This window comes from Rahnella sp. ChDrAdgB13 (assembly GCF_017655185.1).
Taxonomy (GTDB): Bacteria; Pseudomonadota; Gammaproteobacteria; order Enterobacterales; family Enterobacteriaceae; genus Rahnella; species Rahnella contaminans.
This window is the reverse complement of the sequence record NZ_JAEMGT010000038.1, coordinates 1-11,850: the sequence shown is the minus strand read 5'-3', so window position 1 is coordinate 11,850 and position 11,850 is coordinate 1. Positions and strand designations below refer to the sequence as shown.

Genomic DNA, 11,850 nt, shown 5'->3' with positions numbered 1-11,850 from the left:
ACATCAGCACCCCAACAGCACCCCTTTCACGAATAACTCATTGATATAAATAAAAAAGACCCCGCCAAAATGACGGGGCCTGGTACTTGCGCAGGGCGACGCAATAAGGGTCGTTTGACCCGGTTAAATTTTGAGATTATTACGCCGTGCGGGATATTTGATCGTCAAACTGCAATGTACTTTTCATTGCGGCAACAATATCACCGTCCACGCAATAACGACTGAATTCATCAAAATCGGTGTCGGAACTCATGGTGACACCGGCTTTGCGGTAGCGCATAGAGGAAGGCACCTGACGCCCTGCCGAGCTGTGTAATTCGGTCAGCCCGATATCCACAAACTTTTGCAGATTCGTCAGACGCACACCTGCGCCAGCCATAATAATAGGACCACGCGTGAGCTGATTCAGTTCCCGAAGCATCGGCAAACCGACTTCCGCATTTTGCTGCTGTCCCGAAGTCAGAATGCGCGCCACACCTAGCTGAGTCAACTGCTCAAGCGCAATCTTCGGGTTCAGGCACATGTCGAAAGCGCGGTGAAATGTCACAGCCATATCGCCGCATAACGCCATGACTTCCCACATTCTTGGCATATCAATATGCCCTTCATCGTCGAGCATGCCGACCACCAGACCTGGAAAACCGAGATCGCGGATCATCGCGATGTCGCTTTTCAAAACATCAAATTCGCTTTGGCTATAGCAAAAGTCACCACCCCTCGGACGTACAATCGGATGTACAGGGATCGTCACTTTTTCCCTCGCCAGTTTGAGGGTGCCGTAACTCGGCGTAATACCGCCGTCGGCCTGACTCGCGCACAATTCGACGCGATCGGCTCCGGCTAGTTCTGCTGTTAACGCACAATCCACGCTGTAACAACACACTTCTAATTTAGTCATGTGACCTCTCCTGATTACGGCATTATGCTACAACACTTGTGTGTAACCGGCCATGTCGCGTAGGCTCTGACATGAGCATTCCCGCCCAACTGCCTGCTTAGGAAAGCTAACTATGGCACTCAATTTTGATTCGTGGGTAGACCGCAGTCACAGTGATAGCGTTAAGTGGAATAAATATCATCATCAGGATGTGATTCCGCTTTGGGTCGCCGATACCGACTTCACGTCTCCGCCTCAGGTAATTAAAGAACTGCAACAACGCGTGGCCGAAGGTGTCTTTGGTTACGGTATTACTCCGCCGGAACTGATTGATATTGTGGTTAAACGGCTTGCAGACCTTTATGACTGGGCGATTCAGCCGGAATGGATTGTCTGGCTTCCGGGTCTGGTCTGCGGGCTGAACGTGGCCGTGCGCGCCAACGTGGCGCCGCACGAAAGCAGCCTGATGCCGATGCCCATTTATCCGCCTTTTATGCAGGCTGCACAAAGCGAAGGCCGGGCATTTAAATCCATTCCGGTCACCCAACAGCAACAACGCTGGGTGGCCGATTTTGCCGCCGCCGAAAGCCAGCTTGATGGCAGTGAAAAGCTGCTGATGCTCTGCAACCCTTACAATCCGGGCGGCACGGTATATCGTCGCGATGAACTGCTGCAACAACATGAATTCGCCAGACGCCACAATCTGGTGGTGTGTTCCGACGAAATCCACTGCGACCTGATTCTGGAGCCGGATCTGAAGCACGTCCCCTTTGCCTCACTCAATGCGGATGCAGAACAACGTTCGATTACGCTGATGGCACCGTCGAAAACCTTCAATCTGGCCGGACTGGGTGCCTCGATGGCGATCATCCCAAACCCCGAACTGCGCCGGAAATTTTTTGACACCAGCAAAGGTATCGTGCCGCACGTCAATATTCTGGCGTATGTTGCGGCGACTGCGGCCTACCGTGATGGCGAAGCGTGGCTTAACGCACAGCTCGATTATTTGCGTGAAAACCGGGATCTTGTGGCGACGCGTATTAACGCCATGCCAGGTTTACGCATGCTGGCACCCGAAGGCACCTATCTTGGCTGGATTGATGCCAGCGAATTGCCGGTGGACGACCCGTACCGTTTCTTTGTCGAAGCGGGCGTGGGCTTCTCCGGCGGAGCCGAATTTGGCGCGCCGAAGTGCGTGCGCATCAATTTCGGCTGTCAGCGCGCCCTTCTCGGGAAAGCACTCGACCGGATGGAAGCCGCACTCGATAAGCTCCGGCCTTAACCTGCTTCTCTTTCGCTGGCGACAATTTCACGCAGGCTGTGCGGATGGAATTTAATCGTCACTGCTCCGTCAGTGACCGCCAGCGTAGGGTTAGGCAAACGCTCATTTTCCCCTTTGGGCGCACTCTGCTTCAGTTTTATACCGGGCGTCATTAGCGCTTCATCGGCAATCAGTGCCAGCGCCCGCGTATACAACTCTTCTTCTGCGCCCGGCAGCACAATCTCAATATGCTCCCACCCCTCGTGCGGATATCGCTTATCACCAGGATAAGGCAATTCCACCAGATCAATGCTCAGCGGCCCGACCGTGAGCGGCTCATCGAGCGTAAACAGGCAAATAGGCCGCCCGTTAATCAGGGTTTCATTGAGCAGGCTGCCGCATTTTCCCAGCCCGGATTTCCAGCGTTCGGCTGTCGTGTTCTGATGGCAGCGCACAGAAATATGATCGGCATGAAATTCACCCAGATTGATCTGCAATTTTGCAGCGAATGCCATTAATACGTCGGAGAATCGCGACATATCGTCAACTAAATCCTGTAACTCTGGCACATGTTTCATGGCGGGCATCCTATCTCTTTTCAGTTTGCAGATCTTTAGGGTCGGGTAATTTACACAGCCTTTCATCCGGTTGCCAGAGACATGCCGCAGAATCACGCTTTCATACCGTTCAGACGTGCGGCGATACTGACGCCGCAGGGCTAATATGATATAAACACGCATCATTTTCGGTTAATCCGTTAAAAACGTATAACCAGTAAACAACTACATTCTTCCCCTAAATCATTCGGGTTGCATCAAGGCAGCAACTGACCCAATCCTGGGAGCATACATCAGTATGTGACCAAGGTTCGCAAAGGCAGCCGACACAAAGGCGGCGCGAAGGATGACGGGGATAAATTATAAGGTAATCCGGTGAATATTCAGTCACTCCTTTCAGAAAAAGTCAGCCAGGCACTGATCGCAGCAGGCGCATCCGCCGACAGCGAAGCGCAGGTCCGTCAGTCCGCCAAAGCTCAGTTTGGTGACTATCAGGCTAATGGCGTAATGTCCGTGGCGAAAAAACTCGGTATGCCGCCACGACAACTGGCAGAGAAAGTGGTTGAACTGTTGGATCTGAACGGCATCGCAAACAAAGTCGAAATTGCCGGTCCGGGTTTCATCAATATCTTCCTGGATCCGGCATTCGTCGGCGCCCACGTTGACAGCGCACTGAATGACGAAAAACTGGGCATTGCACCCGTTGAGCCGCAAACTATCGTCATCGACTACTCTGCGCCAAACGTGGCGAAAGAAATGCACGTTGGCCACATCCGCTCCACCATTATCGGCGACGCCGCCGTGCGTACCAACGAACTGCTGGGTCATAAAGTGATCCGCGCAAACCACGTTGGTGACTGGGGCACACAATTCGGGATGCTGATTGCCTATCTCGAAAAAGTGCAGAACGAAAACGCCGGTGACATGAATCTGGCTGATCTGGAAGAATTCTACCGCGCAGCGAAAAAGAACTACGACGAAGACGAAGCCTTTGCCGAGCGCGCGCGTGGCTACGTGGTGAAGTTGCAGGGCGGCGACGAATACTGTTTGCAAATGTGGCGCAAACTGGTCGATGTGACCATGAAGCAAAACCAGCTGACTTATAACCGCCTGAACGTCACCCTGACCGAAGACGATGTCATGGGTGAAAGCCTTTATAACAGTATGCTGCCGGGTATCGTGTCTGACTTGCAGTCAAAAGGTCTGGCCGTCGACAGCGAAGGTGCCGTCGTAGTTTATCTGGACGAGTACAAGAATAAAGAAGGCGACCCGATGGGCGTCATCATCCGTAAAAAAGATGGCGGCTACCTTTACACCACCACCGATATCGCTTGTGCGAAATACCGCTACGAAACGCTGGGGGCCGATCGCGTACTGTATTACATCGACTCCCGTCAGCATCAGCATTTGATGCAGGCCTGGACCATCGCGCGTAAAGCCGGTTATGTCCCTGATTCTGTCGCGCTTGAGCACCACATGTTTGGCATGATGCTGGGCAAAGACGGCAAGCCGTTCAAAACCCGCTCAGGCGGCACGGTCAAACTGTCCGATTTGCTGGACGAAGCGATTGAACGCGCACGCAAGCTCATCACAGAAAAGAACCCTGAGCTAAAAGATGCGGAAGAACTGGAAAAACTGGTCAACGCCGTGGGTATCGGCGCAATCAAATACGCTGACCTGTCGAAAAGCCGTACCACCGATTACATCTTCGACTGGGACAACATGCTGGCCTTCGAAGGTAACACCGCGCCGTACATGCAATATGCTTACACCCGCGTGGCATCAATCTTCAAACGTGCAGAGATTGACGTTAACAGCCTGACTCAGCCGGTCGTGCTGCGTGAAGAACGCGAGGCGGCACTGGCTACCCGTTTGCTGCAATTCGAAGAAGTCCTGACCGTTGTTGCCCGCGAAGGCACACCACACACCATGTGTGCTTATCTCTACGACGTCGCTGGCCTGTTCTCCAGCTTCTACGAACATTGCCCGATCCTGAACGCAGAAGACGAAACCAGCCGCAACAGCCGCCTGAAACTGGCACTGTTAACGCAGCGCACGCTGAAAACCGGTCTGGATACGCTGGGTATTGAAACCGTAGAACGTATGTAATTCCAGTTACACTCATATTATTAAGGGCGCCCGGCGCCCTTTTTTATTTCATTAATTTCATTCCGTAATTTGCAGTTATATCGTAATATCCGTCGCGCACGAAATCACTTAGGAAAGTGATTAATAAACCAAATTCTATTGGTCTTCAGATAAAGGATATCTATGAATAATCTTCAAAATCGCCCTTCTACTGCTTTTGTTTTCGCTTCATGGATTGCGCTGCTGGGTGGCGTTATTATTTTTCTCATTGGCCTTAATAACGCACAAATGCAACTGAATGAAAAAGGCTACTATTTTGCCGTTCTGGTTCTGGGTCTGTTCTCTTCAGTTTCCTTGCAAAAACATGTGCGTGATAAACTCGAAGGTCTGCCTACCACAGCACTGTATGCGAACCTTTGCTGGGCAGCTTTCGCGATCGCCATTGCGTTGATGTGCATTGGCTTGTGGAATGCTGAATTGCTGTTAAGCGAAAAAGGGTTTTACGGCGTCACCTTTTTTATGTGCTTATTTGGGGCTACTGCTGTGCAGAAAAACACGCGCGACACGGCCGCATTAAACATCGCTAAATTGCAGGAATATTCTGACAAAGAAAACATGACCGAAGAATAAATAATAACTTTCGCATTAAAAAAGCCCGCCAATAATATAGCGGGCTTTTATTGATTTTTGGAATAATAATACTATAAATCCTAATCCAGTCGTCTCGCAAACTCTTTCACGCGGAACCCTAACAGGCCGAGCACGGCGAAATACGCCACCACGCCAGCCGCGACAACGGCCGCCAGACGCGCCAGACGATACGCCATTCCGCCGACATCCCAGGCAGGCATCAGCCACATCATGCCGAGCAGCGCCGCAGACATTGCAATCACCGCGACAAACAGTTTGATCAGGAAGACTTTCCAGCCCGGCTGGGGCTGGAAGATATCCTGTTTACGCAGTTGCCAGTAAAGCAGAGACGCGTTCAGGCATGCAGCCAGACCAATCGACAACGAAAGACCGGCATGTTTCAGCGGACCGATAAATGCAAGGTTCATCACCTGTGTCATCAGCAATGTAACGATGGCGATTTTGACCGGTGTTTTAATGTCCTGACGGGAATAAAAGCCCGGCGCCAGCACTTTCACCACAATCAGCCCCATCAGGCCGACGGAATATGCCACCAGCGCGCGCTGCGTCATTGATGCATCAAAGGCGCTGAATTTTCCGTACTGGAACAGCGCAACGGTCAGCGGTTTCGCCAGAATACCCAGGGCGACAGAACTTGGCAGTGCCAGCAGGAAACAAAGACGTAGGCCCCAGTCCATCAGGCGGTTGTATTCGGCATGATTGCCGCTCGAAAAACTCCGTGCCAGCGACGGCAGCAGAATTGTCCCCAGGGCCACGCCCAACACGCCGGACGGAAACTCCATCAGACGATCAGCGTAATACATCCATGACACGGAACCTGAAACGAGGAAGGACGCGAAAATGGTGTTGATAATCAGGGAAATCTGGCTCACCGAAACCCCCAGAATTGCCGGGCCCATCTGACGCATAACGCGCCAGACGCCGGCATCTTTCAGGTTCAGACGCGGCAGAACCAGCATACCGATTTTCTTCAAATGCGGGAGCTGATAGCCCAGTTGCAGCAATCCGCCTGCAACCACCGCCCAGGCCAGCGCAAGCACCGGCGGGTGGAAATAAGGCGCAGCAAACAGCGCAAAGCCAATCATGCTGACGTTCAGGAACGTCGGCGCAAAAGCCGGTATCGAGAAACGGTTCCAGGTATTGAGTATCGCCCCGACCAGAGAGGCCAGGGATATCAGCAGGATATACGGGAACGTGATGCGCAGCAGCGAACTGGTCAGTGCAAATTTATCGGGCGAATCCACAAAGCCGGGAGCCGTAATATAAATCACCCACGGAGCGGCGAGCATACCAAGCACGGTGACAATCGCCAGAACCAGCGTCAGCAGGCCCGAAACGTAAGCAATGAACGTCCGCGTGGCTTCCTCACCTTGCTGAGTTTTATACTCGGCCAGAATGGGCACGAAAGCCTGAGAGAATGCGCCCTCAGCGAAAATACGACGTAATAAATTGGGCAGTTTGAACGCCACAAAAAAGGCGTCGGTCACCATTCCGGCACCAAAAACGCGGGCCACAATGGCGTCGCGGGCAAAGCCTAATACACGTGAAAACATCGTCATTGAACTGACGGCTGCCAAAGATTTAAGTAGATTCATGTCACTTTTCTTGTTTGCCGGTGGCCTGTCTTTAACTCAATATTGATCAACAGGTTAAACAACCACGCCTGCATCAGCAGGCGTGAAAGATGAACCGGCATGGCTCAAAGATGCGCTTAGTCTACGCATCCGCCATGCAATAGCCAACGGCAGTTGTTATAGATTGTTACCCGCACCATCCTGTGCGGCTTTCACTCAGTTTTGCAGAATTTTTTCGATCATGGCCTGCGCGTAAATCGCCTGTTCGCCGCTGGTTTCAGGTGCCGTCTGGTTCGAGACGCAATCGACGAAATGCTCAATTGCCCCGACAAAACCACGCTGCGCCAGCGTACTTTGCCATCCAGCAACAGGTTGCTGCGTCAGGATATCATCACGTTCATCGCGCCAGAGTCGCATATCGTCGAGCTGATAAACGGCGCCTTCAGTTACCGCCTGCACGCTTTCGCGGAATGTTCCGGCGCGGCGATGCATTGAAGTCGTCACCAGCGTTTCTCCGCACAGGAAATGATGCTCGCCATAAAGCATCTGGTCAGCCTCGTTAATCTGAATCAGCCCGCTTTCCAGGCTGGCATTGCCGCCCGCCAGCCACAGCGCCGTATCCACGACGTGCAGATAATCATCCAGCAACGTAAAACGCAGATCGTGTGGCCCGACGCTGTTCGTACGGTGTTTATCCATCCGCAAGGACGCCGGTTGTTGCATCTGTTCTTTCAGCTGACGATATAGCGGCGCAAAGCGGCGGTTAAACCCGACCATCAGCGCTTTGCCTGCCCGGTTAGCCTGTTCAACCAATTGTTCGGCCTGATCCAGCTCAGCTGCCAGCGGTTTATCCACATACACATGGACGCCCTGCGCCAGCAATTGCCCGACGACATCGAAATGGCTGGCCGTACTGCTGTGGACGAATACCGCGTCGCACTGGCTGGCCAGTTCGTCCATCCGGGAAAAACAGGCCATCCGGTAGCTGTCGCAAACGGCCTGTGCTTTTTGCTGATTCGGGGAGAAACCGCCGACCAGCGTCCATTTTTCAGCATGACTGAGAACCGGCAGATACGCTTTTTGCGCGATCCCGCCAAGTCCGATAACGCCTATCCGAAGTTTACTCACGACGTTTTCCTTTTAATCACCCAAATGCTGCAGGAGGCTTTCCAGACGTTGTTTCAGTTCGGCCACCTCTGCCTCAAGCGCTTCCACGCGTGCGGCCAGCCCGGAGTCCGGTGCGGCGGCGCTTAAAAATGGCTCTTCTGTGGCGCTGGCCGCCTGGCTGACTTCACCGCTGAACAGATGCATAAATCGGCTTTCGCGCTTGCCCGGTTCACGCGCCAGGCGCACGCAGAACGGGCCATCTTCGCGGTTAGTCAGATCGGTCAGAGTTTGCTCGACTTCAGCAACGTCAGAAAAATCATGCAGGCGGTTGGTACGGGTGCGTAATTCGCCCGGCGTTTGCGCGCCGCGCAACAGCAGCGTAGTGACGACCGCCACTTCCTGCGGTGAAAATTTGAGATTGCCGAATTCGGAATTACAAAAACGATGCTCGTACTTCATGGTGCGGGAACCGCTGAGGGTGCGGATGATGTGCTTGCGCAGCAGTAAATCCAGCGTTTGCTGAACGTCACTTTCGCTGAGTTCCATCACCGGTTCACGGTTGGTTTTCTGGTTGCAGGCGGTGGTTAATCCGTTGAGCGTCATCGGATACTGTTCCGGCGTGGTGAGTTGTTTTTCCAGCAAACAACCGACAACCCGGGCTTCCCGGTCACTGAGTTCATGTTTCATGTTGCTCTCCTTATCGGGACGGGGGCGTCCATTCTTGCCAGGTTAACGCCGTCAGCACGTGATCCTGCCATTTGCCATCAATCAGTAAATAGTCTTTCGCATAGCCTTCACGCTCGAAGCCCAGACGCTCGAGCAGTTGTCCGCTGCGTTTATTGTGCGGCATATAATTGGCCATAATCCGGTGCATTTTTTGCTGGCGCTGCATATAACGGATTAACGATTGCAACGCTTCCTGCATCAGCCCTTTCCCCTGCCACTCCTGACCCAGGGAATAACCGAGGAAACAGGCATGGAATGAGCCGCGCAGAACATTACTGAAATTTGCCACGCCCATAATGCGGTTTTCATCGGGATCGAGCAGGATAAAATAATATGCGCTGCCCTGTTTCTGCATTTCGGAAATTAACCCGAGACGCGCCTGCCATCCGGAAGGATAACAATGGCTTTCATCCCTGACCGGTTCCCAGGGTTTCAGAAACGCCCGGTTCTCCGCATAGTATTCAGCCAGCCGGTGCGCATCGCGGTCATGAACCAGGCGCAGAACCATCCGGTCAGTGGTAAGCCGCACTTTCGGCACGGCAGATTTATAGCCAAACATCCCTTCCTCCACATCCCGCTCGGGTCGATGAATAGAATTTATAGGAAACACCTGATCATCGCCAATTCTGCCAGTCAGAACGCGGCTTGACGATAAAAAAATATTATCAATAGCGCCCTATCTAATTGCCTGATTCCAGTTCAGACTGGAACGGTCTTTTCTTCCTTTCTGTATCTGCCGGACAGGGTACAAATAATCGCTCATGGTGAAGCATGTCTCTGGTATCACAAGCTCGGAGCTTGGGTAAGTATTTTCTGTTATTAGACAACGCGCTGGTTATTTTAGGCTTTTTCGTGGTTTTTCCGTTGATCTCGATCCGATTTGTCGATCAGCTCGGCTGGGCCGCGATGGCCGTCGGTCTGGCGCTGGGTGTCCGCCAGCTCACGCAACAGGGATTAGGCATTTTCGGCGGCGCAATCGCTGACCGTTTCGGTGCCAAACCGATGATTATCACCGGCATGCTTTTACGCGCTGCCGGATTCGCCACCATGGCAATGGCAGAAGAACCGTGGATTTTAGTCTGTTCATGCATTCTCTCCGGCCTCGGCGGCACTTTGTTCGACCCGCCGCGCACCGCGCTGGTGATCAAGCTGACCCGTCCGCACGAGCGCAGCCGTTTCTTCTCCCTGATGATGATGCAAGACAGCGCCGGTGCGGTTATCGGTGCGCTCATCGGCAGCTGGTTGCTGCAATATGATTTCCATTACGTGTGCTGGGCCGGTGCGGGCATATTTGTGCTGGCCGCCGCCTGCAACGCCTGGCTGCTGCCTGCTTACCGCATTTCCACCATGCGCACACCGATGCGTGAAGGCATGATGCGTGTGCTGCGCGATCGCCGTTTTCTGGCGTATGTACTGACGCTGACCGGTTATTACATGCTGACCGTGCAGGTCATGCTGATGTTGCCGATTGCAGTCAATGATGTCGCGGGCAGCCCGGCGGCTGTGAAATGGATGTATGCGATTGAAGCAGTGCTTTCCCTGACGCTGCTGTATCCGATTGCACGCTGGAGCGAAAAACGCTTCCGCCTTGAACAGCGTCTGATGTTCGGCCTGCTGATCATGACCCTCAGTCTTCTGCCCGTCGGGCTGGTGACATCGATTAACCCGCTGTTGCTGCTGATCGGTTTCTTCTACATTGGGTCAATTATTGCCGAACCGGCGCGCGAAACGCTGAGTGCCTCGCTGGCCGATGCCCGCGCACGTGGCAGCTACATGGGCTTTAGCCGTCTGGGGCTGGCGCTGGGCGGTGTGATCGGTTACACCGGCGGCGGCTGGATGTATGACACCGGCCGTGCGCTTGAGCTTCCTGAATTGCCCTGGTTTTTACTGGGCATCGTGGGCTTCATCACCCTCACCGGTTTGTACTGGCAATTCAATCTTCGCCGCATCGAACCGGCCATGCTGAGCGGTAATTGACGTCAGTAAATACACTAAATGATTGGCGTTGTAACAAGGCGGCAAGAGAGCGAATCCCGATGAGCTGACCAGTGTCAGTGATTCGGGTGAGGAAGCGCGGCCAACGCAGTTACGGCGACATGCATGACGTGTATGTTTGATCTCCCCTCCTCAATTACCCATACTGGTTTCAGCGTATCGATTAAATCCGAACCTATATCCGGCAGTTTCCACGCACCCTACAGGTCAACGCCGGCGACAACAGGAGCTATGAACCATGAGACTTTACGTTTACGAACATTGCCCTTTTTGCGTTAAAGCACGCATGATTTTCGGTCTGAAAAACATTCCGGTAGAAATCAAAGTTCTGCTCAATGATGACGAGAAAACCCCGATTTCCATGGTGGGCAAAAAGATGGTGCCGATCCTGCAAAAACAGGATGGCGGCTTTATGCCTGAAAGTATGGACATCGTGCATTACGTGGATAAAAGTGACGGAAAACCGCTGCTTACCGGCCCGCTGAATGCGTCTATTGCGACCTGGCTGCGTCATGTTTCTGAATATATGGGTCGTCTGCTGCTGCCTCGTTTTGCAGCCGCGCCGCTGGAAGAGTTCTCCACGCCGGAAGCGCGTAAATATTTCTCCGACAAAAAGCAGGCTGCCAGCGGCGATTTTCAGGAGCATCTGAAACATTCAGAAGGTCTGGTGAAAAAAATCAGCCAGGACTTACGTGCACTCGATAAGCTGATCGTCGAACCAAACGCCGTCAACGGCGAGCTTTCAGAAGATGATATCAATCTCTGGCCGGTACTGCGTTCGCTGACTATCGTTCAGGGAATTGAGTGGCCGTCCCGCGTTCAGGCTTATCGCGACAATATGGCGAAACAGACGCAGGTTAATCTGTTTACACGCCTCGCCAGTTAAATCTTGCGCCGGAAGCCTGCTTCCGGCGATTTTCCCTTTTCTTCCCCTTCTCCAGCACTTAGAGCCTATCCCAATAGGATTTTATTCCAGATAATGATGCCGCAGGTAAAATGCAGCATCGCCTCATA

Annotated in this window: 11 protein-coding genes; 5 read left to right on the top strand and 6 right to left on the bottom strand. The window is 53.0% G+C overall.

What is annotated here, in order from left to right:
* Nucleotides 1–139: 139 nt before the first annotated feature.
* Nucleotides 140–898: a copper homeostasis protein CutC gene (gene cutC, locus J8X26_RS13125; RefSeq protein WP_152325794.1), complete on the bottom strand. Its 759-nt coding sequence runs from the start codon at nucleotides 896–898 to the stop codon at nucleotides 140–142.
* Nucleotides 899–1,010: 112 nt separating this feature from the next.
* Between cutC and J8X26_RS13120 the strand changes: the two genes are divergently transcribed.
* Nucleotides 1,011–2,159, top strand: coding sequence for a MalY/PatB family protein (locus J8X26_RS13120; RefSeq protein ID WP_208951082.1), 1,149 nt, complete (start codon nucleotides 1,011–1,013; stop codon nucleotides 2,157–2,159).
* Here the strand turns inward: J8X26_RS13120 and J8X26_RS13115 are convergent.
* Nucleotides 2,156–2,716, bottom strand: a complete 561-nt coding sequence (locus J8X26_RS13115; RefSeq protein WP_208951081.1) for a VOC family protein — start codon at nucleotides 2,714–2,716, stop codon at nucleotides 2,156–2,158. The genes J8X26_RS13120 and J8X26_RS13115 overlap by 4 nt on opposite strands.
* A gap of 354 nt (nucleotides 2,717–3,070) precedes the next feature.
* On the opposite strand from J8X26_RS13115, the gene argS reads away from it, so the two are divergent.
* The gene (gene argS, locus J8X26_RS13110) at nucleotides 3,071–4,804 is read left to right on the top strand and encodes an arginine--tRNA ligase (RefSeq protein WP_165056978.1); all 1,734 of its coding nucleotides are present in this window, start codon (nucleotides 3,071–3,073) and stop codon (nucleotides 4,802–4,804) included.
* A gap of 162 nt (nucleotides 4,805–4,966) precedes the next feature.
* Complete coding sequence (gene yiaA / locus J8X26_RS13105; RefSeq protein WP_152325790.1) at nucleotides 4,967–5,413, top strand: inner membrane protein YiaA; 447 nt, start codon at nucleotides 4,967–4,969, stop codon at nucleotides 5,411–5,413.
* An 80-nt stretch (nucleotides 5,414–5,493) separates the two neighbouring features.
* Here the strand turns inward: yiaA and murJ are convergent, their stop codons facing one another.
* From murJ to rimJ, 4 genes are all read right to left on the bottom strand, one after another.
* Nucleotides 5,494–7,029: a murein biosynthesis integral membrane protein MurJ gene (gene murJ / locus J8X26_RS13100; RefSeq protein ID WP_152325789.1), complete on the bottom strand. Its 1,536-nt coding sequence runs from the start codon at nucleotides 7,027–7,029 to the stop codon at nucleotides 5,494–5,496.
* 195 nt (nucleotides 7,030–7,224) lie between these two features.
* On the bottom strand, nucleotides 7,225–8,136 hold the full coding sequence (locus tag J8X26_RS13095; protein ID WP_152325788.1) for a Gfo/Idh/MocA family protein: 912 nt from the start codon (nucleotides 8,134–8,136) through the stop codon (nucleotides 7,225–7,227).
* A 12-nt stretch (nucleotides 8,137–8,148) separates the two neighbouring features.
* The gene (locus J8X26_RS13090) at nucleotides 8,149–8,802 is read right to left on the bottom strand and encodes a YceH family protein (RefSeq protein WP_208951080.1); all 654 of its coding nucleotides are present in this window, start codon (nucleotides 8,800–8,802) and stop codon (nucleotides 8,149–8,151) included.
* Nucleotides 8,803–8,812: 10 nt separating this feature from the next.
* A complete protein-coding gene (gene rimJ / locus J8X26_RS13085; RefSeq protein ID WP_152325786.1) occupies nucleotides 8,813–9,400 on the bottom strand; it encodes a ribosomal protein S5-alanine N-acetyltransferase in 588 nt (195 codons plus the stop codon).
* Nucleotides 9,401–9,612: 212 nt separating this feature from the next.
* Here rimJ and mdtH point away from each other — a divergent pair, with 212 nt between their 5' ends.
* Both mdtH and grxB read left to right on the top strand, forming a co-directional pair.
* Nucleotides 9,613–10,818, top strand: a complete 1,206-nt coding sequence (gene mdtH / locus J8X26_RS13080; protein ID WP_208951079.1) for a multidrug efflux MFS transporter MdtH — start codon at nucleotides 9,613–9,615, stop codon at nucleotides 10,816–10,818.
* A 256-nt stretch (nucleotides 10,819–11,074) separates the two neighbouring features.
* Nucleotides 11,075–11,722: a glutaredoxin 2 gene (grxB, locus tag J8X26_RS13075; protein ID WP_152325784.1), complete on the top strand. Its 648-nt coding sequence runs from the start codon at nucleotides 11,075–11,077 to the stop codon at nucleotides 11,720–11,722.
* Nucleotides 11,723–11,850: the final 128 nt, after the last annotated feature.

What these genes read in the sequence shown, in the direction of transcription:
- cutC (WP_152325794.1), bottom strand. Translation starts at nt 898, where the DNA reads ATGACTAAATTAGAAGTGTGTTGTTACAGCGTGGATTGTGCGTTAACA.
- J8X26_RS13120 (WP_208951082.1), top strand. Translation starts at nt 1,011, where the DNA reads ATGGCACTCAATTTTGATTCGTGGGTAGACCGCAGTCACAGTGATAGC.
- J8X26_RS13115 (WP_208951081.1), bottom strand. Translation starts at nt 2,716, where the DNA reads ATGAAACATGTGCCAGAGTTACAGGATTTAGTTGACGATATGTCGCGA.
- yiaA (WP_152325790.1), top strand. Translation starts at nt 4,967, where the DNA reads ATGAATAATCTTCAAAATCGCCCTTCTACTGCTTTTGTTTTCGCTTCA.
- murJ (WP_152325789.1), bottom strand. Translation starts at nt 7,029, where the DNA reads ATGAATCTACTTAAATCTTTGGCAGCCGTCAGTTCAATGACGATGTTT.
- J8X26_RS13090 (WP_208951080.1), bottom strand. Translation starts at nt 8,802, where the DNA reads ATGAAACATGAACTCAGTGACCGGGAAGCCCGGGTTGTCGGTTGTTTG.
- rimJ (WP_152325786.1), bottom strand. Translation starts at nt 9,400, where the DNA reads ATGTTTGGCTATAAATCTGCCGTGCCGAAAGTGCGGCTTACCACTGAC.
- mdtH (WP_208951079.1), top strand. Translation starts at nt 9,613, where the DNA reads ATGTCTCTGGTATCACAAGCTCGGAGCTTGGGTAAGTATTTTCTGTTA.
- grxB (WP_152325784.1), top strand. Translation starts at nt 11,075, where the DNA reads ATGAGACTTTACGTTTACGAACATTGCCCTTTTTGCGTTAAAGCACGC.